Source organism: Rickettsia endosymbiont of Ceutorhynchus obstrictus (assembly GCF_964026565.1).
Classification (GTDB): Bacteria; Pseudomonadota; Alphaproteobacteria; order Rickettsiales; family Rickettsiaceae; genus Rickettsia.
Genome location: NZ_OZ032162.1, coordinates 57678 through 79720, shown reverse-complemented (window position 1 = coordinate 79720; position 22043 = coordinate 57678). Strand labels below are relative to the sequence as shown.

The window sequence follows — 22043 nt, the reverse complement described above, 5'->3', positions numbered from 1 at the left end:
ATTGTAAATACAGTTTTATGTTATTTCTAGTCCTTCCTTACTTCCCTTATGTCATTCCTACTGCCCTTTATGTCATTCCTGCGAAGGCAGGAATCCAGAAAAATAATAGTCATCCTGAATTTATTTCAGGATCTACTACAAGAGATGCGCAAAACTTGTTCAGCATGACAAGAGTAAACAAGACTGGATTCCTGCCTGCGCAGGAATGACATTAAGCCACAAAGTCAAAATTCTTGCCTACTTTTATATATTCCCTAATTCGGCTCATTAGATTCTGAAAATATGTAAGATTATGCCAAGTCATGAGCATAGAGCCGAGTATTTCAGAGGTTTTAACTAAATGATGTAGATAAGCTTTAGTATAATTTGCGCAAGCAGGGCAAGAGCAATCAAATTCTAAAGGCTCGTTATCGTCGGCATATTTACTATTACGGATATTAACAGTGCCGTATTTTGTAAAGGCTTGACCGTTCCGCCCTGATCTTGTCGGGATTACGCAATCAAACATATCTATCCCCCTTTCAACCGCACCGATAATATCAAGAGGCTTACCCACTCCCATTAAATAGCGCGGTTTGTTTTGGGGCAATAAGTCAGGCGCATAGTCTAGCACTTTAAACATTAATTCCTGCCCTTCACCGACGGCAAGGCCGCCGATAGCATAGCCTTCAAAATCCAAATCTACTAAGTCTTTTGCTGAAAGTACGCGCAGTTCTTCATAAATCCCTCCTTGCATAATACCGAATTGACCGTAACCGTCACGCTTTACAAAAGCTTCCCGCGATCTATGCGCCCATCTACTCGTTAGCTGCATAGAGGTTTTGGCTTGCTCAAATGTTGCGGGGTAAGGGGTACATTCATCAAATGCCATTGTAATAGTGCTGCCGAGCAAATGCTGTATTTCGGTAGAATGCTCCGGAGTTAGCATATATTTATCACCGTTAATATGTGAGTTAAAAGCCACGCCTTCCTCGGATATTTTACGCAATTTCGATAACGACATCACTTGAAAGCCGCCGGAATCGGTTAATATCGGTTTATCCCAGTTCATAAATTTATGAAGCCCCCCAAGGCGAGCTATACGCTCCGCGCTCGGTTGCAGCATTAAATGGTAAGTATTGCCGAGTATCACGTCCGCGCCCGTATCTGCTACCGATTCCGGCAACATGGCCTTAACCGTTCCTCTGGTACCTACCGGCATAAAGGTAGGGGTACGAATCTCCCCGTGGGCAGTAGTAATAACGCCGCATCTTGCGTTGTTATGTTGATGATTTAATTTAAACGAAAATTTTTGCACTGATTTATACTTTGTGTTTTGAAGGTACATAGTACGCTGCGCAGTATATACCCTATGATTTTTACTTTATGTCATTCCCGCTGCCCCTTATGTTATTCCCGCGCAGGCGGGAATCCAGAAAAATAATAGTCCTCCTGAATTTATTTCAGGATGACTTTTTAGTATATTTTTCTGGATTGTAACAAAGCTTGCAGCGGTGAGCCATGACAATATCTATCTTTAGTTAGCAATGCCTTTACTTTTGCTCGCCAATCATATCATAAATTTCCGGCATATGAGTATGCTTGCACCACACTGATTTATTACCGATAATATATAAATTATTTTTAGCCCTGCTAATACCGACATTTAAGACATTCGGCTTATCGGTCATAATGCTTCTAGTACCTTTGTCTTCAGAACGTTGTGCGCCGAGTAACATAATAACCGTATCGGCTTCTTTACCTTGAAATGCATGTATAGTACCAATGTTTTTATCGCAAAAAATTTGTAACTTCTTCATTAGCTCTTGACTTGTAGTTAACTCTAAAATTCTCTTTTTTATATTCTTTTTAACATAAATACTAATTTTTATACATAGTTATTATATAAATTTGTTTTAATAAACTGTCAGGATTTTTTTGCTGAAAAATAAGTTTTAAAAATTCAAATAATTTTTTAAATTCGGCTTCAGATTCATGCTTTGCTTGATCAATACTATCATCTACAACATTTATCCATCTAGAATTTCCTAAAATTTCTTTAAGTTCTGATTTAACGAAGGTTACCGCAAAAATCATTTTATTGTCATAAGCGATTTTATTACAGATATCAAACATTGGATTTTGACATCTTCTATGTACTAATAAAGGAAAGCCGACGGTAACATCATTATATTTAGTTTGATATAAAGAATTACGATCGGCTAAATGTTGAGCTGAAACTTTAGAGGGTGACCAATCAGGAAACGAAATATTAAATTTATTACATAACGTTTTAATTAAATCTTGTTTAAGCATAGATATTGGTTGTGTTTGCATCGGATCACCGACTATTACAACATTTTTTGCTTTATAAATAGCACTAACTGCATATTGCGGCGGTGTTTGCCCTGCTTCATCAATTATTAACCATGGAAGACCATTATGAGCAAAATGTTTAAACATATTATCAAAAGAATGGAAAGTTGTGGATACTACCGGTACAACCATAAAAAAGTTTTGCCAAGCTATGTTCCAAATTTGAGGGTCAATATCTGCGCAAGGTCTACTTAAAATTTCTATAAATAAATTTAAACTACACCAAAAATTATCGGCGTTAGCGTTTATAAATACTTCATGTATTTTAGTAGCTTTAATAAATAATTCTGATCTAAACTGTTCAAATTTTTCATTAAAAAAAGGTGTCGTTTTATGGAGTTCTTTACGATTAGCCTCCCATGCTTGCCAAAAAGAATCCTCATCAAAGGCTTTAATATTAAAATCTTCATTCTTTAAAAGCTTTATAGGTTTAATCAGAGACTCTTTTATATTTTTTAGCTCTTTAATATAATCAAGCTTTTTAATTATTTCTTTTGAAAAAGCCAATTTATTCTTTCTTTCTTCAAAATGATGATATTTTTTTGTTTTAAAAAATTTATGAATTTTTTCAGATAACTTTAAACTAAAGCCTTTGAATTTTTTTTCTATTTCATTTATTTCAGATTCAATATTTTTTAGGATAAGATTTAGCTTAGTAATTTCCTCCGGATATTCTTCTTCACTAACCATATACTCATATTTATTTAAGATATCCCTTTTTTTCTTATTTTGAACAATTACCGTATCAATTGCATTATAAATATCGGTAATTTTTTTATGTAATTCCTTGAATTCTCGGCACTCTATATTCCATTTATTTTCTAACTCTGTCGGTGAATTACAATATTCGGGTTTATAGTGTTTAGGAGCATGATCTTTATGGTTACTATTCTTTAATAAATTTAAATATTGGCGCATTGTAAAAGTTTTGGCTTTTTGATTATCTTCATAACTTCTAATTGACCAAAATTTACTAATAAATTCTTTCCTATTGCTTGAATTACCCAGCACTGCAGCAAATATACCCCAACTATCTTTGTCAGTTAAAAGCCTACTAAAAAAATCTAATTTATCTCGATAAATTGGGTCTATTTTGGCATAAAGCGGTAACTCTTTTGAGATATTTTCTACAGCATTATTATTTGAAGAAGCTATAACAATACCGTAATCTTGTAAGTCTGATTTTAAAGGCTTTATATTATGCGTAAAAGATTTATGCGAGGATGAATATACATGATTTTTTTGTTTTTCAAATCCCTCGCTTGGGTGCTGCAACTGAGATAATTTTAAAGCCCGCTCAATATAGAGATTTGCAATTATATCAAACATCAAGGTTGTTTTACCGGTTCCGGGTGGACCGTTAACGGCAAAAAGCTTTTCTTTGGAATCCGGTAATATTGAATTAATTGCTGCGGCTTGCAAAGCAGCTAAAGAATTTTTGGGTGACGAGGGCCAGCGAGTAAATTGCATTCTGCTTGGCTGAAGTAAATTTTTAAAAGCCTCCAAATTCTCTAAAATATCTAGCGAATTTGGTTTATCCTCTAGTCCTAAATATTTAGCAATTGCAGAACCGGAGGAAATATTTTCTATATTATTTCTAACAAAATCTAGCGGTTTTAGAAAAAAACTATTAAACATTTCTAAAGACGGCGTATATCCTAGATTAGAGCTTTTTTCCTTTTCTTCTTCCTCTTTTTTCTTTTTTTGTGATGACGTAACTCTTCTAACGCATATTTCAGAGCGGTTAATTAAATATTTCTGATCAAGACATAACTCCATAATTAAAAAATCAATTATAAGATTAATATTTTTTGCATTTAATATTACCTTTTCTTCGGAGTCAATTTCGGCACACTTTAATGCTTCATGTATTAATGAATTATTTATATCATCAAAGTTAACCAATTTTTTAAAATCCTCTTCACAAAAATTGCTTTTTGTTATTTCTCCAAGCGCATAAGCGGCAGTAGAAATAATCATTGAATCTTTTACGTAATGCATATTTTCATCAATAATTAAAGCTGCAATCGGCGTAATAGTTGCAGCATCTTGATTTATATGATCTGCTAGAATTTCTTTATTTATTTCAGGTAATTTATTTACTTTTTTCCAAATATCAATTTCAGCATCTGACCATTTTAAATAACCTAAATAAATATTCCAATGAACAGTTACATCATTTTCATTAAGGTCTATACCAAGCTTTTGCTTATCAAAACTTTCAAAAGGTGCATCTTTTAATAAAAAAAGAGCTTCATGATTTTTTAACTCGCAATAAAATTTTTCTTCTTGCTCCGTATGCTTTTTTATTAGTTCAAAATAATTATTTAAATTTTCATTTTTGGTGGGCTTGATGACTTCAATAATTTTCCATACGTCTAAAATGGATTTTACTTGCTCAAGAGATTGATTGTACATAAACTTATATTAAGTAAAATTATGATATTAAGTATTTTTTTCTTGAATACCTCACTGCTTGCAGCGGCTCGCAAAGCATTATTGCGTGGATAGTACAAAGCACCTCCGATGTCATTCCCGCACCCCCTATGTCATTCCCGCGTAGGCGGGAATCTAGCCGTATTTATGTCATGCTGAACTTGTTTCAGCATCTTTTAGTAGATCCTGAAATAAATTCAGGATGACTTAAAAAGTATTTTTCTGGATTCCCGTTTTCACGGGAATGACATCAAAAATTCGAGCCATGCAACAACGCCGCCTTGAGCTAGAAATGACATCCTTTTTGAGGCAATTTCCGAGCCACACAACAACGCCTCCTCGCAATGAAGATGTATTTGTTAAACCGCCTCAACGCACATAGCCATACCCATACCGCCGCCGATGCAAAGGGTAGCGAGTCCTTTTTTAGCGTTAATCCTTTTCATTTGATGAATTAATGTAACTAACACCCTTGCGCCGCTTGCACCTATCGGATGACCTATTGCGACAGCTCCGCCATTCATATTGACTTTGTTTAAATCCCATTTCATTTCTTGATTAACGTAAACGCTTTGGGCGGCAAATGCTTCATTCGCTTCTATAACATCTAAATCCTCTACGCTCCAACCTGCTCTTGCTAATGCTTTCCTTGAGGCGGGAACGGGCGCAGTACCCATAATATTCGGATCGACACCGGCAGAGGCATAAGATACGATTCGGACTAAAGGAGTTAAGTTATGTTTTTTAAGTGCTTCTTCGGATACTATCATTAAACAAGCAGCACCGTCATTAATAGAAGAGGCATTACCGGCGGTTACCGTACCGTTTTTATCGAAAGCCGGACGAAGTTTACTTAAAATTTCCAGTGTGGTGTTTGGTCTAACAGTCTCGTCATGCTCAAAAATAATCGTATTTTTCTTAGCAACAACTTCTATCGGTAAAATTTCGTTTTTAAAATGCCCCTCTAGCTGCGCAGTTGCTGCTTTTTGATGAGACTTTAAGGAAAATTCATCTTGCATTTCACGAGTAATATTAAATTGCTTGGCAACATTTTCAGCAGTGATGCCCATGAAGCTACCGGAAAACACATCGGTAAGCCCGTCATATTGCATTAAATCAACCATTTTACCGTCACCGAATTTAAGACCGGCTCGTACATATGCGCCATGCAGTCCAAGCGACATATTTTCCTGCCCCCCCGCTATTACTATTTCGTTATTACCAGCTGCGATCGATTCTGCCGCTAAAGCCACAGTTTTAAGACCCGATCCACATACTTTATTTACTGTAAAAGCGGTAACTTCTTTCGGAATACCCGCATGAATTAAAGATTGTCTGGCCGGATTCTGCCCGCTGCCACCGGTTATAACTTGACCGAGTATTACCTCATTAATTAAAGCCGGATCAACTTTACTATCCTTTAAAATGGAGCTAATTATAGCCGCACCCAAATGAGGTGCTGCAATGGTACTAAGCCCACCTAAAAAAGAGCCGACGGCAGTTCTTTTTGCATGTGTTATATAAACTGTTCGTGTATTCATTTTTTATACTCCTTAAACAAGTTAACTAATTTATTATTTACTAAATAACTAATATGCCCTCCTTCTACTTCTAATAGTGTAGAATCTTTTAGCAACCGATGCAAAGATAAAATAGAGGATTTCGGTACTATTTGATCGTTATTTGCGGTTACAATATATACGGGCTGATTGATTAGCCCCAGATCAATTACCGTATTGTTAATTTTCCACCTAAGATTTGCAAACATATTATCGTCTAATATATTTTGCATGATTTGGTAATAAGTAGCTTTTGGCAAACTGTTACCCGACATTAACCAGTTTTCTATTCTAAACGCTAAATCTTGCTCCTTCAAAGAAGTTAAAGAAAAAAACTTATCTAACTTAACATTAAAATAGTTAGGGAATAAAAGAAAAAATAAAATTTGGAGGTGTATTTTAGGTATTACCGGTAAATTATCTACATAATAATCTAAGTCGAAATACCGGTGGAATTGCCGTATATAAAAAAAATGCGAAAAATCCCACGGTGTGGTAAGTAAAGTTAAAGTTTGTATACTCCCCGGAGCTATCACGTTTGCAGCTATTGCCAGGTTACCGCCGAGACAGTGACCTATTAAATTAATCGAAGTGATACCGCGTTTTTTTAACTTATCTATAATCTCAATTACTTGCCGTACATAATCATCTAGTAAATATTCGGGATTTTTAACTTCCGACCAATCAATTAAAAAAACTTCCCCACACTCTCTTAAATTATCGATAAAATTTTTATCACGACTTAAAAAAAGAATTTCCGGCGAATTGAAAATAGACGGGACAATAAGGAATGTTTTGTTAGGCTTCTTTACTTTAGAAATATCCTCGATGTCATTTCCGCGCCCCTTTATGTCATTCCCGCGAAGGCGGGAATCCGGACTTAATTTGTCAGGCTGAACTCGTTTCTCATTATTATATTCTGAAGCAAATTCATGGGGATTATTATTTTTCCTGGATTCCCGCCTTCGCGGGAATGACATTGCGGGATAATACAGCAATCTATAATATCTAGTTTGCATTACTTTTTTGCCAAGCTCTAAATATCTGCTACCTAAATTGTAAGTTTTTGAATAACTATTATACTGATCAAAATATTCTTGAAATTTATTGCTATCTAGCATTTTAAGTTCTTAATTTAAATTAGTAATTCTTGACAAAAAGCCTAATATGTTATATAAGTTTTGCACTTTTAATATTAGTGCATTTTAAAACTAATATGCAAGTTTATTTAGAAGTATAAGGGGATTGTCACCTAGTGCAGGCTTGTTGTGCGGATCGGAAAAACAGTGTTTCGACCATTTTTGCAAAGCGATCCGATGTCATACCGTGGCTTGACCCACTAGTGTACGAACGTTTAAATAAAGAGGTAAAAATTCTGTCATTCCGTGGCTACGACCACGGAATCCAGCTTATAATATCATAAAAAGATTCTAAAATAAGTCTAATATGGCTTTATTTTCCTGGATGCCGTGATCAAGTCACGGCATGACACAGCCTTTTTTCAACGTTCGTACAGTAGTGGGCTTGACCACGGTATCCAGAAAATCTTAATAATAAAGACTGGACCCCGTGGACAAGCCACGGGGTGACACCACTTCCCTTTGAAGTGCTTAAGTTTTTTTTTTGTCCCTAGGGCTTTATAATGCTAAGTACCTCGTCTTCATTTAGAAATAACTCCTTTAAAAGTAAATTTAGGGCTATGTTTTGGCCCGTGCATGGTCATGAGCTTGGGAAATTTATTCCTATGAGCGCTTTGATGTTTTGCATTTTGTTCAATCAAAATATCCTCCGAATTCTTAAAGATAGTATATTAATTTCTGAAATTAGCGCAGAAGTGGCAAGTTTTGCCAAAGTTTACTGTGTTACTCCGGCTGCCGCTATATTCGTTATTGCTTATGCTAAAATGGTTAATCATTTTACCTTTGAAAAAATTTTTTACTATTTAAGTTTATTCTTTGTCGGTTTTTTTGTTTTTTTTGCTTTTATCGTTTATCCGAATATTCACCTGTTTCACGCAAATCCCGATAATTTAGCACAAATGATGGAGGCATATCCTCATTTTAAATGGTATATAGCCTTGATAGGCAATTGGGCTTACATAGTATATTATAGTCTTGCCGAACTTTGGCCGAATATTTTTTACGTATTATTATTTTGGCAATTTGCTAATGAATTGACTACTACCGAAGAAGCAAAAAGATTTTATACGCTTTTTTCTTTATTCGGAAATTCTTCATTGATATTGGTCGGCTTTCTGATGATGAATTTAGCATCCGAGCAAACTATTATTAAATATTTTATTGATGTTTCCGACAATAAAATCATTCTTGTGCAAACCTCCACTGCTCTTGTAACCGTTGCGGCTATTGCTTCTTGTTTACTGGTAAAATTTATTACTAAAAACATATTTACTAACCCGACATTTTACGCCAAAGCAAAAAGCGGTAGGTCAACAAAAGACAGAATGGGATTGATAAAAAGTTTTCAATATATTGCAAAGTCCAGATATTTGTGGTTACTACTAATATGTTCGGCAGCCTTCGGGTTATCGATGAACTTAGTAGAAGCAGTCTGGAAAGCAAAAATTAAAGAATTATACCCAACGGTAAATACTTTTGCTGAATTTAACAGCTTATACATCCTTTGGACCGGCGTCGCTATTATGGTAATGACAATTATCGGTAATAATGTCATGCGTACCTATAACTGGTTTGTCGCAGCAGTAATTTCGCCGGTTATAATAATGATTACCGGCATATTATTTTTTATGTTGATAGTATTTGATCGGCAAATATTATCGCTTTTTGAAGGAGCGATTTTAATGACTCCCCTTGCTCTTGCCGTATCCATCGGCGCAATACAAAATATTTTAGCCAAAGGCACTAAATACTCAATTTGGGATACGTCAAGAGAGATGTTGTATATACCGCTTGATAAAGAGTTAAAAACAAAAGGAAAGGCTGCCGTCGACGTAATAAGTTCTAAGGTCGGAAAATCTTCAAGCGGGCTGGTACAGTCGATTATCTTTACTATAATACCGACAGCAACTTTTAGCTCAATCTCACCGATCTTAATGGTAATATTTACCTTTGTTTGTTTAGCATGGATTTATGCGGTAAGGAAAATATATTTTGAATATCAAAAAATAGCTTAAATTCACCTATCCTTAATGCCCTTATATTCCCGCAAAACATGGCCGGTATAAAGCTGACGGGGTCTGCTGATTTTCTGCTCAGGGTCTTCATGCATTTCTTTCCATTGAGCCATCCAGCCGACGGTTCTTGCTATTGCAAAAAGTACCGTGAACATTTGCGACGGTATACCCATAGCCTGATAAATAATACCTGAATAAAAATCAACATTCGGATATAATTTATGTTCAATAAAATATTGATCTTTAAGAGCGATGCTTTCAAGTTCTATGGCAATTTGTAATAACGGATTATTTTTCAACTGCCCTAGTTCATTTAATACCTCTTTACAAGTTTTTTTAAGAACCGCCGCACGTGGATCGTAATTTTTATATACTCGGTGACCGAAACCCATTAGCCTAAACGGATCGTTCTTATCTTTAGCTTTAGCAATAAATTTCGGAATATTTTCGGGCGTAGCGATCTCTTTCAGCATATTTATAACCGCCTCATTAGCGCCGCCGTGAGCAGGACCCCATAAAGAGGCAATACCCGTGCTGATGCAAGCAAAAGGGTTAGCGCCCGACGAGCCGGCTAGCCGCACTGTTGAAGTGGAAGCATTTTGCTCATGGTCGGCATGCAGAATGAATATTTTATTAAGAGCGTTTTTTATTATCGGATTTACCTGATATTTTTCACAAGGAGTAGCAAACATCATATATAAAAAATTTTCGGTAAAATCTAAATTATCGTTAGGATAAATAAACGGTTGCCCAATTGAATATTTATAAGACATTGCGGCAATTGTCGGTATTTTCGCAATCATCCTAATAGCGGTTAGTTCATAATCGGCATTTTTAACATTTAATAAATCGGGATAAAAAGCCGAAAGCGAACCGACTGCCGCAAGCATAATAGCCATCGGATGAGCGGAATTGCAAAATGTCGGAAATAAATTCCTTAACCGCTCATTAAGCAACGAATGGTGAGTAACTTGTTTATTAAAATCGTCATATTGTTCCTTATTCGGCAATTCACCGTTAATTAATAAATAAGCTACTTCTAAAAACTCACTCTGTTCGGCTAAAGTTTTGATATCATAACCACGATGCCGGAGTACGCCAAGGTCGCCGTCTATGTAAGTTATAGTAGACTGACAAGAAGCCGTTGACATAAATCCGGGATCGTAAGTAAAATAACCGGTTTCGGCATAAATCTTACTAACGTCAATGACGTCTTCCCCGATACTAGCCTTTTTTACGGGTAATTTAAATATTTTATCTTTAATTTTTAATTCAACAAATTCTGAATCATTACTATTTTTGTTACTCATATCCACACTTTATACTTTTGCTATACCAAAAGTATAACTCTACTTTAAGAAAAGTAGAAATAAATTCTATTTTTTATAAAATTTTTTTTCAAAATTTGTAATTTTATTCACAGAATCTAATCAGTACTGTAATTTATATTTTATAAATTCATTTAAAGCTTTTTTAACTATTCCATTTAAAGTATCCCCATGTTGTAAAGCATATAAGCTTGCTTCTTTATGTAACTCAGGTTCAATTCTAACATTAAAACTACCTTTAAATGGCTTATCAGATGTTTTACCAAGTGTATTACAATCTTCTAAATAACTATCTACCGCTTCATGAAACGATAATATTAAAGATTTGGCGTCAGAAGCCTCATAGCTTATCAAATCTCTTATAAATTCTATTTTACCAAAAAATAACTCTTCTGAAGAATCAAAATGTACTGATCCTAGATAGCCTTTATAACTTATAAAATCATTTTTTATCATATTAATTTCTCTTTTTTTGTTGTCATGCCGTGACTTGATCACGGCATCTAGTTAAAAATGTTAATCTTTAGCATTTTTTATTACTTTTTCTAGATTGCCACGCAGCCTATAGGCTGCTCGCAATGACGTTTTGACAACGTTCGTACAGCAGTGGGTCAAGCCACGGTATGACCTTAAGCGTTCAATATTTCAAAATAATATATTTATTAATACAAGTAACTAAAATTAGTTACAAATTTTGGGGTTGCTTAATAACTATAGATATCGTCATTGCGAACGACTGAAAGGAGTGCGGCAATCCAGAAAAATAATTAAAAATGCTAATCTTAACATTTTTAACTGGATTGCTTCGTCAATTACTATGTAATTTCCTCGCAATGACGTAGGATTTTCAAGTTATCTATAGTTATTAGGCAATCCCCAAATTTTATACTTTATGCTAAGTTCTTATTTGCAAGGTATTCCTTAATCTTAAGTAAATCATACCATGAGGTGCGTTTTTGCATAGGTTGCCGTAGTAAATAAGCAGGGTGAAACATAGCCGTAGTTTGGATAGGAGCAGTTAAATATTTGTTAGTGTACAAATAATATTCTTGCCTAATCTTAGTAATACCGGCATTTTTACCGAGTAAACTAGTTGCGGCAGTACTACCGACTAAAATAATTAATTTGGGATTAATCAGCGCAATATGTTTTTCGACGAAAGGTCTGCAAATATCGACTTCTTCGAGTGTTGGCTGTCTATTAGCCGGAGGACGCCAAAATACCGTATTAGTAATATAAGCGTTATCTTTTCTTGAAACCCCTATAGCCAGCAACATATTATCAAGCAAATTCCCACTTTCACCGCAGAAAGGTATAGCTTTCAAATCTTCATTACTACCGGGTGCCTCACCTATCAGCATAATAGCAGCTTTAGGATTGCCGTCACCGAATACCGTATTATTAGCCAGTTTCTTTAACTCACAGCCATTGAAATTTAGTAGAGATTCTTTCAATTCTGCTATATTATTAGCTTTATCGGCAAGAGACCTTGCTAAAGTAATATTTGTAGTTTCTTGAGAAAAGTTTGACGTATTAACAACTACCACGCTTTTTTTCATAGGTTCAACTTTAGAATTTTCTAGTAATACAGGAGAAGCTTTTTGCTCCGTTTGTTTTATTACTTTATTTATTTCTATTTCTTTTATTGATTCTGAGCAATAATATTCTATACCGATTGCTTGCAACCACTTAAGACGATCGGTTTTTTGTGTTAAATAATCCATTTTAATCTATAGTTCTTTCTATTATAATGTTTAAAATCGATGTCATTCCTAGCTCAAGGAGCGTTGTTGCATGGCTACCGGAATCGTCATTGCGAGGAGGCATTTATGCCGACGCGGCAATCCGGTCCTTGTCATGCTGAACAAGTTTTGCGCATCTTTTTTTAGTAGATCCTGAAATAAATTCAGGATGACTTTTTTGTTTTTTCCGGATTCCCGTTTTCACGGGAATGACATCGAAAGGTTTTATCGATCCACCAAACAATGCTCGCAAGCATGATATAAACCACGACCCTTTAAATTATACTTGAATATATATGATAAAATACCACGTACCGCCTGAGTTAAGCGGCTCCAGGCTTGATAAAGCCTTATCTACTCTTCTTAATCAAGTTTCAAGGAGTCAAATTCAAAAAGCTATTAAAGCTTCTTGCGTCCAAGTTAATGAGGTAATTATTTCCGATTCTAACGTTTCGGTCAAGGAGAATGATGTTATATTATTTGCCTTTAAAGAACCGGAGCCGGTAACGATGAAAGCACTTGATCTTAAACTTGATATAATTTACGAGGATGAAGATTTAATCGTAATCAACAAAGCCGCCGGTATGACGGTACACCCTGGAGCCGGTCATTATCAAGATACGTTAGTCAACGCTTTATTATACCATACTAGGGTTTTATCCGATATCGGTTCACCGGAAAGACCCGGAATAGTTCATCGTTTAGATAAAGATACTTCGGGATTAATGGTAGTTGCTAAAAATAATTTTGCTCATATGCATCTGGCAAATCAAATAGAGAAGCGGCAAGTGGTACGGAAATATAAAACATTAGTATGGGGAGTAATTAATCCGCTAGAGGGAATAGTTAAAAATAATATCGGGCGCAGCCGCGTAGATCGGCAAAAAATGACGATATTAAAATACGGCGGCAAAGTGGCTATCACTCATTATAAAACAATAGAGCTATTTTTTAACGGCTTTATCAGCATGGTCGAGTGTAAACTTAGCACAGGCAGAACTCATCAAATTCGAGTGCAGCTAAGTAATTTAAAGCATTCTATTGTCGGCGATCAATTATACGGCAATAACGATAGAAAAGTAAATTATAGCCCGCCGGCTTTGCAATCAAAGTTATTGAATTTTAAACGCCAAGCTCTGCACTCATGGTATTTAAGCTTTACTCATCCGGTAAGTGAGGAAATAGTTGAGTTTTCCGGCGATTTACCGCAAGATATGAAAGAGATTATAGATAATAATACCGAGAGATTTCAAAAGTTTGTAGAACTTAAAAAACGAGTACCGTTAGGTAATGTAGATGAGATTTTAGAAATGAAGAATTTCGATAGAGAATAAATTTCCATGCAATGTTCTATAAAGCAAGTTTTAAGTGCCGCAGCAGATAAATTAAATAAAATAGGTATCAATTCGCCGCAATTAGAAGCACGAATTTTATTACAGTATGTTACAAATAAATCCCTCCAATATTTGCTTATTAATCTTGATGAGCAGTTAAACAAAACAGAGATAGAAGCTTTTGAAGAAGTTTTAGCAAGAAGATTAAAGCACGAACCGATAGCATATATTACCGGCGTTAAAGAATTTTACTCGCATGAATTTATCGTTAATAAGCATGTATTAATCCCACGTGCGGATACGGAGTTATTAGTTGATAGTGTAATGAGTAGTTTTCAATGTCATTCCCGCGAAAACGGGAATGACATAAAAGAAGAATTCAATAATGAACAAACAAAAATCCTAGAGCTCGGCATCGGTAGCGGCTGCATTTCTGTAAGTTTGCTGCTTGCTATTCCTAATTCTACGATTATCGCAACCGACATAAGTAAAGAGGCGATAGAGGTTGCAAAAAATAACGCTTCAAAACATAAGGTAAGCGACCGAATAAAAATAATTCATAGCGATTGGTTTGAAAATATAGGGGAAGAAAAATTTGACTTTATCGTTAGTAATCCGCCTTATATTTCACCGGCAGAAACTGCAAATATGGCAGTCGAGACAATTAATTACGAACCGCATCTTGCTTTATTTGCCGAGCAAGAAGGGCTACAAGCTTATTATATAATTGCGCAGAAGACCAAAAGATTTTTAAAACCGAGCGGTAAGTTAATAATAGAAATCGGCTATCTGCAAGCGGAAAAGGTAAGCAAAATCTTTAATGATTACGGTTATATTATTGATCATATTTATAAGGATCTACAAGGTCATCCGCGCGTACTCGTAATATCATATGCCGGTTTAAATCGGTCATATGCGAGGCGAATCGGCAAAAGCCTGTCATCTTTACAACAAAATTTACTAAAAACCGAATTACCGAATTATCTATTTTCTAACGAAAAAATAAAATTCGAGAAACGTAAAATATTTTTAGAGATCGGCTTTGGTATGGGCGAGCATTTTATCCATCAAGCTAAAAATAATCCGGAAGCGCTTTTTATCGGTGCGGAGGTATATTTAAACGGCGTAGCAAATGTTTTAAAGCTAGCACTCGAACAAAATGTGACAAATTTTTTACTGTGGTCTAATAATTTAGATTTAATATTATATGAACTACCGAATAAAATACTAGATGGGATTTATATTTTATTTCCCGATCCTTGGCCGAAAAACAAACAAAAAAAGAAACGTATTTTGAATCCGGAGCGATTAAATATTTTACAAAATAAATTAAAAACTAACGGCAATCTAATATTTGCTTCGGATATTCAAGATTATTTTAATGAGGTGCTTAAGCTAATTCAACAAAATCCTAATTTTCAAATTGCAGATAATGACGATTATTATCAACCTCACGATAATTATATAATTACCAAATATCACCAAAAAGCTATTAATGAAGATAGAGCCGCAAAATTTATAAGAGCTATAGTCAAATGATCCTCTCTCGCCTTGTACAGCGTCATCTCGATCGCTTGATACAAGCAAATTTTCGACATTCGCCTATACTCACGGCGTTGTTGCATGGCTCGAATTTTCGATGTCATTCCCGCGCAGGCGGGAATGGCATAAGAGGGCGGCATTGTTGCATGGCTACCGGAATCGTCATTGCGAGGAGGCACAAAGTCCCGACGTGGCAATCTAGGAAAAAAATAGCCAGGAATGCTATGGGAATTATTATTTTCTGGATTCCCGCTTTTAGCTAGAATGACATACTGCTGCTTTTATCGAGCCATGCAACAAAGCCTAAGAGGGCAGGGAATGACATATGAATTTCACTTCTTATTATCTTCGTAAATCTGCTCTACTACCCCGTCAAGCCCCATTAAAAATGTATAAACTTTAAGGTGAGGAAATTTTTCGTTAATTATTTCTCTTGCCTTATTTAAAATTTCTGCATGTGCCGCTGTTTCTTTTTCAGGGGTTTCAAGATATTCTTCACCGACAAGAAGCTTATAAGCTCCGCATTCACGGTGATCAAGAAAAATAATTTGTTTAATATTATGTAGTTTTTGTAAAATCTCAATAACATCTTCAATTGTTTTACCCCAATAAGGATATTGATTATTGACTAAAGCAAGGGAGGAACCCGGAAGCGATACTTCATCATAGTCATCTAGCAAATTTAATTCGTTCATAAAATCAACGGTTTCATCTCTCAAACGAAAGTCAACACAAGAAATAAGCAGAGTAGAAGCTGTATTAAGAATACGAAGATGTTCGTTACTTACTTTTACTTTTAAAACTTTTTTGCCGGCAAGAGCATCTTTACTATTACTATCGGCATAAAGATTGAAATTAGATAACATAATTAACCCTAAAATTATATATTTTATATACAGCATAACATAACCCTCATTTAAAAATATTTACTACACGCCTTAAAATAAGAATAACCGGTTATAATTGTTAAAAAAGCAGCAATCCATAAAATTATTTCTCCGAATAAATCCAAATAAGCAATACCGGAACCTTTTGACCCCAGTATTAATATCGACAAAGCAAACATCTGCAAAAATGTTTTCACCTTAGCAAGCCTTGATACCGGAACGCTTACTTTAACTAAGGCTAAAAACTCCCGTAAACCGCTAACTAAGAATTCCCTAGCTAAAATTAGTAAGCAAGGTATTTCTCCTACCATATCTTTTTTTAATAACATTATAATAACGCAGCCGACTAATATTTTGTCTGCTACAGGATCGAACATCCTACCGAAATTTGAAACTAAATTAAATTTTCTTGCTATATACCCGTCAAAAAAATCGGTAATACTGGCTAAAATAAATAATACTGCCCCAAGCCTATGAGCAAAGGGATGATCTAGATAAAAAGTCATTACAATAACCGGAATGACGATAATTCTAGCTATCGTCAGATAATTCGGTAAATTTTTATCAATTTTCATCAACTAATAATTTTTATTTGTCATAAAATGTTTAAGGTTATTATCGTTACAAATAATCGTCATTGCGAGGAGGCACAGGCATTATTGCATGGCTCGATAAAAGCAGCAGTATGTCATTCTAGCTAAAAGCGGGAATCCAGAAAAAACACTTAAAATAAACAAACTTATATAAAAATTTACTATATAATTCGCTTAAATACTTTTCTGGATTCCCGCCTGCGCGGGAATGACATCGAAAATTCGAGCCATGCAACAACGCCGGTGTTTCTTCTTAAATTGATATCATGCACCCACCTATCGCATGCAAAACTACTTATCCAGCCTATTAATATAATATTGCTGAATTATAGATAAAATATTATTCCAAGACCAATAAATTAATAGTCCTGCCGGAAAACTGCTAAACATTACTAGAAAGATTAACGGCATAAACTTCATTACTTGAGCTTGAACGGGATCAGCCGGCTCAGGACTCATTCTTTGCTGCAAGAACATAGTTATAGCCATCAAAATAGGCCACGCTCCAATCATTAGGAAGCTAGGGGGGGAAAACGGTATTAAACCGAATAAATTAAAAATCGTGGTAGGATCAGGTGCCGATAAATCCTTAATCCAACCGTAAAACGGTGCATGACGCATCTCAATAGTTACATATAATACTTTATATATCGAGAAAAATACCGGAATTTGAACAAGTATCGGTAAACACCCGGCTACCGGATTTACTTTTTCTTTTTTATATAGAGTCATAATTTCTTGATTTAAGCGGACTTTATCCTCACTATATAAGCCTTTTATACGTTCAATCTCCGGCTGTAAATTCTTCATTTTCTTCATTGAACGATATGATTTATTAGCCAAAGTAAACATTAACAGCTTAATAAGCACCGTCACGATTAATATACTAATACCGAAATTACCTACATAACGGTAGAAAAAATTCATCGCATAGAAAACCGGCTTAGTGATAATATAAAACCAACCGAAATCAATAGCTCTATCAAAAAGTTTGATGTTATATTGCTTTTCATATTTATCAAGTAAATCAACTTTTTTTGCACCGGCAAAAAGTTTTTGAGAAATAGTAAAATTTTGTCCGGGCTTTATAATTTGCATGGATGAAATAAAGTCTACCTGGAATCTCTCCACTCCTTGCTTGGCAGCATAATTAAAGTTAGAACTATATTGATTTATTTTATCCGGAATTAAAGAAGCAAGCCAATATTTATCGGTAATACCTATCCAATCAACAATCGAGGTAGCAAATTTTTCGCTCTTCTTATCTTTAATAGTATCGTAAGAATATTCTTCAAGATTTCCATTAATACAACCGATCGGACCTTGATGTAATATATTAACGGCTTTTTCGGACGAAATATATTTACGGTTAATTAAACCGTAAGATTGAACGGGAATATCCTTGTCACTGTTATTAACTATAGTTTGTTCTATATTAAATAAATAATTATCATCTAAGCTAATAGTAACTAAAAATTTAACATCATCCTCATTTACCCAAAATAAATTAATCGGATTTGTCGGAGTAAGTAGATTACTATCGCTACGCCAAATAGTTTCGCTATTCGGCAAATCTACGGTTGATAAGTTACTCACCCAACCCATTTCAACAAAATAAGCATTTTCCGTGTTAGCAGGCGAAAATAGCACTACTTCGGGGCTATCTTTTGATAAATCTTGCTTATATTTACGCAAAATTAAATCATCAAACCGCAGCCCTTTTAAGGAAATAGAGCCGTTAAGCGAACTTGATTCTATTTTAATACGCTGGTCTAGATTTACCTCTTCAGTTTTAGACTCCGACTTTATCAAGCTTACCTGTTGTTTCTTTAAATTCTCTACTTTTTTGGTATAAGCCTCTTGTTGTCGAAGCTTTTTTGCTTGTGGTGCCGTATAAAAATACTGCCAGCCGAAAATAATACTTAAGGACAATACAACTGCCGCTATAAGATTAATTATATTATGATTCATTATAAAGTCTTAATTTTTCAATATTTTAGTGGTATTGAGTTTTATAGGATTTATATAAAATAATCAAGAGATTTACAATTAATTACTTTCATGTCATTCTCACAAAGCATTAGCGTTTGTTGTATGGCTCTAAAAAAGTGCCGTATGTCATTCCCGCGCAGGCGGGAATCCAGACTTTTCCTTGTCATCTTGGACTTGTTTCAGCATCTATTAAAAGATATCCTGAAATAAATTCAGGATTACTATAATTTTCTGGATTCCCGCCTTTAGCGGCTTTGTTGCATGGATCGAAAATTGCTATATTTTGGGTATTCTTTAAAAGTACCGCGATGTCATGCCGTGGCTTGACCACGGCATCCAGTCAGGCTTTTTAATTTTTTCTGGATACCGTGGTCAAGCCCACTACTGTACGAACGTTTAAATAAAGAGGTAAAAATTCTGTCATTCCGTGGCTACGACCACGGAATCCAGCTTATAATATCATAAAAAGATTCTAAAATAAGTCTAATATGGCTTTATTTTCCTGGATGCCGTGATCAAGTCACGGCATGACACAGCCTTTTTTCAACGTTCGTACAGTAGTGGGTCAAGCCACGGTATGACAAGTTTTAAGCGATTTTAACCATCCATGCAACAACACCGCCTTTAGCTAGGAATGACATTATAAGATTCTAAATCACATTTTGTACAATACCTATATTTTGGAATATTGTTAATTTAAATTCCGGTAATATAGAAATTAAATGTTCAAAAATATCGCCCTGTATATTTTCATACCCGACCATACCGACCTCTTTAACGAAAATATATATCTCTATCGGTAAACCGTTAATTGTCGGAGCAAGCTGTCTTACTAAAAAAGTAAAACCTTCTTGATATACGGCAGGGTTATTTTTCAAATATTCTTGTATGTATAATTTAAATAGTTTGAGATTAGTTAAGTCTTTATTTTCATTATCAAAATTAATATTATTAATTACATTTTTTGAAAGATACAGCGATTTTTTTAATTCTTTTAAAAAAGTAGCATCACAAAAATTAATAGTTGTCATATTAATATTAAGAACTCTTTGAACCCTTCTGGCCCCCGCTTCACTGATTCCGCGGTAATTCGTCACATTGGTATTTACAATATTATAAGTGGGAATCGTCGAGATAGATTGGTCGAAATTCCTGATACTTACCACGGAAATAGTAATTTTCTCAACAGTCCCTTCAATATCACCGACACGTATCCAATCACCGATATGAATTATACCTTGACTAGTCAGTTGCAGGCTAGCGAGTAATCCTAAAACGGTATCTTTAAAGACAAATGTTAATAAAGCCGCCGCTGCGCCTAAGCTTGTTAAAAACGTCCTCAGAGAAATATTTAAAAGATAAGAAATAGTTACGATAATCGCTATAGCTATTACCATAATTTTTAATATTTGGAAATATAAGCTAAGCGGAGCGTTTTTAGAAACAGCTTTAATTTTATGTTGATAAAGATCGGCAGCAGCATCGGTAATAGATAATAGTAACATCGTTAAAGATATACTAGTATATAAGATTACTACGGTATCTTTAATATTAATTAATACGTGCGAACCAAAGGAACTCGGCTTGAAAATATTACCCCAAAATATAAAATAAATTCCAAGTAAACTATGTAATAAATAGCGAAATATGGAATATTTTCTTAATATTTTTTCATAATCATCATAATGATGCTTAGCCATGTAATTTTTAATAGGTGCAAAAACCAGTTTTTGAATAAATAAAACTAAGGGAATAAGAGACAATAACATAATGATCAGCATTATAATTTCAGCACTAAGTCTATTATATAAATCTATTAGATATTGCATATTCCCCCCATTATTATTATGGTTATATATTTGGTTAACTTGAATGGTGTTGCTGTACGGCTCGAATTTCCGATGTCATTCTAGCTAAAGGCGGGAATCCATTTTGTGCGTCATTCCGAATTTATTTCGGGATATCTTTTAATAGATGCTGAAACAAGTTCAGCATGACAAGAATGGATTCCCGCCTTTAGCTAGAATGACATCGAACCATTTACAAAATATACATCTTGACTAAAAATTTTATGCTTATCAACAAAAATATTCTTTTTATATGGTTTTCCCGAATATTGACCCTATTATTTTTTCTATAGGACCGCTTGCCGTTTCTTGGTATTCACTTTCTTACGTTACGGGTATTTTGCTCGGTTGGCGGTATGCGAGTAAAATTATAGAAAAATTTAACCTTTCAATTACCAAAAAGAATTTGGAGGATTTTATTAGCTGGGCTATTATCGGAATAATAGTCGGCGGCAGAATAGGCTATGTTTTATTATATAACCCTTACAAATATTTAACAAACCCGATTGAAATTTTAAAAACCTATGAAGGCGGAATGTCCTTTCACGGCGGTCTTATCGGTCTTATAATTTCTGCTTATTTTTTCTGTAAAAAGCATAATATTAACCTTTTAAGCCTTGCAGATATTATATCAAGCGCTGCGCCGATCGGTTTATTTTTCGGTAGAATTGCCAATTTTATTAACGGTGAATTATACGGTCGAGTAACTAGCTCTTCTTTCGGGATGATTTTCCCGAATAGTGATTTACGACCACGTCACCCTAGCCAATTGTACGAAGCATTTTTTGAAGGTTTAGTATTATTCCTTATTTTAGCATGCTTAGTATTTAAATATCAAACTATTAAACGATCCGGTTTAACTTTTGGAATATATTTGGTATTTTACTCTATTTTCCGAATAATTATCGAAACTTTTCGAGAACCCGATATACAAATCGGCTTTATTTTTGATACCCTAACTATGGGTCAGATTTTATCACTGCCTATGTTGTTATTGGGTATATATTTGGTTAAATTGAAGGGCTGTCGTACCGTAGCTTGACCGGTATCCGATTCTTACTTTTCCGGTATTAGGGGCGTTGTTGCATGACTCGAATTTCCGATGTCATCAACTGCGATTAAACTCACTACTATACGAACGTTGAAAAAAGGCTGTGTCATGCCGTGACTTGATCACGGCATCCAGGAAAATAAAGCCATATTAGACTTATTTTAGAATCTTTTTATGATATTATAAGCTGGATTCCGTGGTCGTAGCCACGGAATGACAGAAT

The 22043-nt window shown here is 34.8% G+C and carries 24 protein-coding genes and 1 pseudogene; 9 read left to right on the top strand and 16 right to left on the bottom strand.

The annotated features are described in order from the left end of the window. Positions 1 to 17: 17 nt before the first annotated feature. Positions 18 to 209 (top strand): hypothetical protein, encoded by a 192-nt coding sequence (locus AAGD64_RS00475; protein WP_341793465.1) that lies wholly within the window; start codon positions 18 to 20, stop codon positions 207 to 209. 2 nt (positions 210 to 211) lie between these two features. Here the strand turns inward: AAGD64_RS00475 and tgt are convergent, their stop codons facing one another. The 4 genes from tgt to AAGD64_RS00455 form a co-directional block, all read right to left on the bottom strand. Next, positions 212 to 1297, bottom strand: coding sequence for a tRNA guanosine(34) transglycosylase Tgt (gene tgt / locus AAGD64_RS00470; RefSeq protein WP_341793464.1), 1086 nt, complete (start codon positions 1295 to 1297; stop codon positions 212 to 214). Between the two features lie 87 nt (positions 1298 to 1384). Beyond that, positions 1385 to 1507 (bottom strand): hypothetical protein, encoded by a 123-nt coding sequence (locus AAGD64_RS00465; protein ID WP_341793463.1) that lies wholly within the window; start codon positions 1505 to 1507, stop codon positions 1385 to 1387. 25 nt (positions 1508 to 1532) lie between these two features. After that, positions 1533 to 1799: an AAA domain-containing protein gene (locus AAGD64_RS00460; protein ID WP_341793462.1), complete on the bottom strand. Its 267-nt coding sequence runs from the start codon at positions 1797 to 1799 to the stop codon at positions 1533 to 1535. Between the two features lie 61 nt (positions 1800 to 1860). Beyond that, positions 1861 to 4773, bottom strand: coding sequence for an AAA domain-containing protein (locus tag AAGD64_RS00455; RefSeq protein ID WP_341793461.1), 2913 nt, complete (start codon positions 4771 to 4773; stop codon positions 1861 to 1863). A gap of 262 nt (positions 4774 to 5035) precedes the next feature. Between AAGD64_RS00455 and AAGD64_RS00450 the strand changes: the two genes are divergently transcribed. After that, a complete protein-coding gene (locus AAGD64_RS00450; protein WP_341793460.1) occupies positions 5036 to 5173 on the top strand; it encodes a hypothetical protein in 138 nt (45 codons plus the stop codon). Here the strand turns inward: AAGD64_RS00450 and AAGD64_RS00445 are convergent. Continuing rightward, positions 5151 to 6332: an acetyl-CoA C-acetyltransferase gene (locus AAGD64_RS00445; RefSeq protein WP_341793459.1), complete on the bottom strand. Its 1182-nt coding sequence runs from the start codon at positions 6330 to 6332 to the stop codon at positions 5151 to 5153. The genes AAGD64_RS00450 and AAGD64_RS00445 overlap by 23 nt on opposite strands. Beyond that, positions 6329 to 7471 carry an alpha/beta fold hydrolase gene (locus AAGD64_RS00440; protein ID WP_341793458.1) on the bottom strand — a complete coding sequence of 381 codons (1143 nt, stop codon included), beginning with the start codon at positions 7469 to 7471 and terminating at the stop codon, positions 6329 to 6331. The genes AAGD64_RS00445 and AAGD64_RS00440 overlap by 4 nt, the downstream gene beginning before the upstream one ends. A gap of 134 nt (positions 7472 to 7605) precedes the next feature. On the opposite strand from AAGD64_RS00440, the gene AAGD64_RS00435 reads away from it, so the two are divergent. Next, positions 7606 to 7773 carry a hypothetical protein gene (locus tag AAGD64_RS00435; protein ID WP_341793457.1) on the top strand — a complete coding sequence of 56 codons (168 nt, stop codon included), beginning with the start codon at positions 7606 to 7608 and terminating at the stop codon, positions 7771 to 7773. 219 nt (positions 7774 to 7992) lie between these two features. Further along, complete coding sequence (gene tlc5 / locus AAGD64_RS00430; protein ID WP_341793456.1) at positions 7993 to 9504, top strand: GTP/GDP exchange transporter Tlc5; 1512 nt, start codon at positions 7993 to 7995, stop codon at positions 9502 to 9504. 2 nt (positions 9505 to 9506) lie between these two features. On the opposite strand, the gene AAGD64_RS00425 is transcribed toward tlc5, so the two are convergent. The 4 genes and pseudogenes from AAGD64_RS00425 to AAGD64_RS00410 form a co-directional block, all read right to left on the bottom strand. Next, the gene (locus AAGD64_RS00425) at positions 9507 to 10814 is read right to left on the bottom strand and encodes a citrate synthase (protein ID WP_341793455.1); all 1308 of its coding nucleotides are present in this window, start codon (positions 10812 to 10814) and stop codon (positions 9507 to 9509) included. 120 nt (positions 10815 to 10934) lie between these two features. Next, the gene (locus AAGD64_RS00420) at positions 10935 to 11330 is read right to left on the bottom strand and encodes a type II toxin-antitoxin system HicB family antitoxin (RefSeq protein WP_341793454.1); all 396 of its coding nucleotides are present in this window, start codon (positions 11328 to 11330) and stop codon (positions 10935 to 10937) included. A gap of 392 nt (positions 11331 to 11722) precedes the next feature. Then, positions 11723 to 12337 (bottom strand): annotated as a pseudogene (locus AAGD64_RS00415) (uracil-DNA glycosylase family protein); the annotation flags it as partial. 322 nt (positions 12338 to 12659) lie between these two features. Further along, positions 12660 to 12827: a hypothetical protein gene (locus AAGD64_RS00410; protein ID WP_341793452.1), complete on the bottom strand. Its 168-nt coding sequence runs from the start codon at positions 12825 to 12827 to the stop codon at positions 12660 to 12662. Positions 12828 to 12870: 43 nt separating this feature from the next. Between AAGD64_RS00410 and AAGD64_RS00405 the strand changes: the two genes are divergently transcribed. The 4 genes from AAGD64_RS00405 to AAGD64_RS00390 are packed head-to-tail and all read left to right on the top strand — an operon-like array spanning position 12871 to position 15804. Further along, positions 12871 to 13908 carry an RluA family pseudouridine synthase gene (locus AAGD64_RS00405; protein WP_341793451.1) on the top strand — a complete coding sequence of 346 codons (1038 nt, stop codon included), beginning with the start codon at positions 12871 to 12873 and terminating at the stop codon, positions 13906 to 13908. A gap of 6 nt (positions 13909 to 13914) precedes the next feature. Continuing rightward, a complete protein-coding gene (trmB, locus tag AAGD64_RS00400; protein ID WP_341793450.1) occupies positions 13915 to 15447 on the top strand; it encodes a bifunctional peptide chain release factor N(5)-glutamine methyltransferase PrmC/tRNA (guanosine(46)-N7)-methyltransferase TrmB in 1533 nt (510 codons plus the stop codon). Continuing rightward, entirely contained in the window at positions 15444 to 15713 is a 270-nt protein-coding gene (locus AAGD64_RS00395; protein WP_341793449.1) for a hypothetical protein, read from the top strand. The genes trmB and AAGD64_RS00395 overlap by 4 nt, the downstream gene beginning before the upstream one ends. After that, positions 15670 to 15804, top strand: a complete 135-nt coding sequence (locus tag AAGD64_RS00390) for a hypothetical protein (RefSeq protein WP_341793448.1) — start codon at positions 15670 to 15672, stop codon at positions 15802 to 15804. The genes AAGD64_RS00395 and AAGD64_RS00390 overlap by 44 nt, the downstream gene beginning before the upstream one ends. On the opposite strand, the gene AAGD64_RS00385 is transcribed toward AAGD64_RS00390, so the two are convergent. The 6 genes from AAGD64_RS00385 to AAGD64_RS00360 form a co-directional block, all read right to left on the bottom strand. After that, complete coding sequence (locus AAGD64_RS00385) at positions 15783 to 16352, bottom strand: carbonic anhydrase (protein WP_341793447.1); 570 nt, start codon at positions 16350 to 16352, stop codon at positions 15783 to 15785. The genes AAGD64_RS00390 and AAGD64_RS00385 overlap by 22 nt on opposite strands. Positions 16353 to 16366: 14 nt before the next feature. Beyond that, entirely contained in the window at positions 16367 to 16912 is a 546-nt protein-coding gene (gene pgsA, locus AAGD64_RS00380) for a CDP-diacylglycerol--glycerol-3-phosphate 3-phosphatidyltransferase (protein ID WP_253308204.1), read from the bottom strand. A gap of 309 nt (positions 16913 to 17221) precedes the next feature. Beyond that, positions 17222 to 18901: a membrane protein insertase YidC gene (gene yidC, locus AAGD64_RS00375; RefSeq protein ID WP_253308205.1), complete on the bottom strand. Its 1680-nt coding sequence runs from the start codon at positions 18899 to 18901 to the stop codon at positions 17222 to 17224. Between the two features lie 50 nt (positions 18902 to 18951). After that, entirely contained in the window at positions 18952 to 19089 is a 138-nt protein-coding gene (locus tag AAGD64_RS00370; protein WP_341793446.1) for a hypothetical protein, read from the bottom strand. Continuing rightward, positions 19086 to 19253, bottom strand: a complete 168-nt coding sequence (locus tag AAGD64_RS00365; RefSeq protein WP_341793445.1) for a hypothetical protein — start codon at positions 19251 to 19253, stop codon at positions 19086 to 19088. The genes AAGD64_RS00370 and AAGD64_RS00365 overlap by 4 nt, the downstream gene beginning before the upstream one ends. A 319-nt stretch (positions 19254 to 19572) precedes the next feature. After that, positions 19573 to 20751, bottom strand: coding sequence for a mechanosensitive ion channel domain-containing protein (locus AAGD64_RS00360; RefSeq protein WP_253308206.1), 1179 nt, complete (start codon positions 20749 to 20751; stop codon positions 19573 to 19575). A 271-nt stretch (positions 20752 to 21022) separates the two neighbouring features. Between AAGD64_RS00360 and lgt the strand changes: the two genes are divergently transcribed. Continuing rightward, positions 21023 to 21811: a prolipoprotein diacylglyceryl transferase gene (gene lgt / locus AAGD64_RS00355; protein ID WP_341793444.1), complete on the top strand. Its 789-nt coding sequence runs from the start codon at positions 21023 to 21025 to the stop codon at positions 21809 to 21811. Positions 21812 to 22043 lie beyond the last annotated feature (232 nt).

What these genes read in the sequence shown, in the direction of transcription:
- AAGD64_RS00475 (WP_341793465.1), top strand. Translation starts at nt 18, where the DNA reads ATGTTATTTCTAGTCCTTCCTTACTTCCCTTATGTCATTCCTACTGCC.
- AAGD64_RS00460 (WP_341793462.1), bottom strand. Translation starts at nt 1,799, where the DNA reads ATGAAGAAGTTACAAATTTTTTGCGATAAAAACATTGGTACTATACAT.
- AAGD64_RS00455 (WP_341793461.1), bottom strand. Translation starts at nt 4,773, where the DNA reads ATGTACAATCAATCTCTTGAGCAAGTAAAATCCATTTTAGACGTATGG.
- AAGD64_RS00450 (WP_341793460.1), top strand. Translation starts at nt 5,036, where the DNA reads ATGACATCAAAAATTCGAGCCATGCAACAACGCCGCCTTGAGCTAGAA.
- AAGD64_RS00445 (WP_341793459.1), bottom strand. Translation starts at nt 6,332, where the DNA reads ATGAATACACGAACAGTTTATATAACACATGCAAAAAGAACTGCCGTC.
- AAGD64_RS00440 (WP_341793458.1), bottom strand. Translation starts at nt 7,471, where the DNA reads ATGCTAGATAGCAATAAATTTCAAGAATATTTTGATCAGTATAATAGT.
- tlc5 (WP_341793456.1), top strand. Translation starts at nt 7,993, where the DNA reads ATGCTAAGTACCTCGTCTTCATTTAGAAATAACTCCTTTAAAAGTAAA.
- AAGD64_RS00425 (WP_341793455.1), bottom strand. Translation starts at nt 10,814, where the DNA reads ATGAGTAACAAAAATAGTAATGATTCAGAATTTGTTGAATTAAAAATT.
- AAGD64_RS00405 (WP_341793451.1), top strand. Translation starts at nt 12,871, where the DNA reads ATGATAAAATACCACGTACCGCCTGAGTTAAGCGGCTCCAGGCTTGAT.
- trmB (WP_341793450.1), top strand. Translation starts at nt 13,915, where the DNA reads ATGCAATGTTCTATAAAGCAAGTTTTAAGTGCCGCAGCAGATAAATTA.
- AAGD64_RS00395 (WP_341793449.1), top strand. Translation starts at nt 15,444, where the DNA reads ATGATCCTCTCTCGCCTTGTACAGCGTCATCTCGATCGCTTGATACAA.
- AAGD64_RS00390 (WP_341793448.1), top strand. Translation starts at nt 15,670, where the DNA reads ATGCTATGGGAATTATTATTTTCTGGATTCCCGCTTTTAGCTAGAATG.
- AAGD64_RS00385 (WP_341793447.1), bottom strand. Translation starts at nt 16,352, where the DNA reads ATGCTGTATATAAAATATATAATTTTAGGGTTAATTATGTTATCTAAT.
- pgsA (WP_253308204.1), bottom strand. Translation starts at nt 16,912, where the DNA reads ATGAAAATTGATAAAAATTTACCGAATTATCTGACGATAGCTAGAATT.
- yidC (WP_253308205.1), bottom strand. Translation starts at nt 18,901, where the DNA reads ATGAATCATAATATAATTAATCTTATAGCGGCAGTTGTATTGTCCTTA.
- AAGD64_RS00370 (WP_341793446.1), bottom strand. Translation starts at nt 19,089, where the DNA reads ATGACAAGGAAAAGTCTGGATTCCCGCCTGCGCGGGAATGACATACGG.
- AAGD64_RS00360 (WP_253308206.1), bottom strand. Translation starts at nt 20,751, where the DNA reads ATGCAATATCTAATAGATTTATATAATAGACTTAGTGCTGAAATTATA.
- lgt (WP_341793444.1), top strand. Translation starts at nt 21,023, where the DNA reads ATGGTTTTCCCGAATATTGACCCTATTATTTTTTCTATAGGACCGCTT.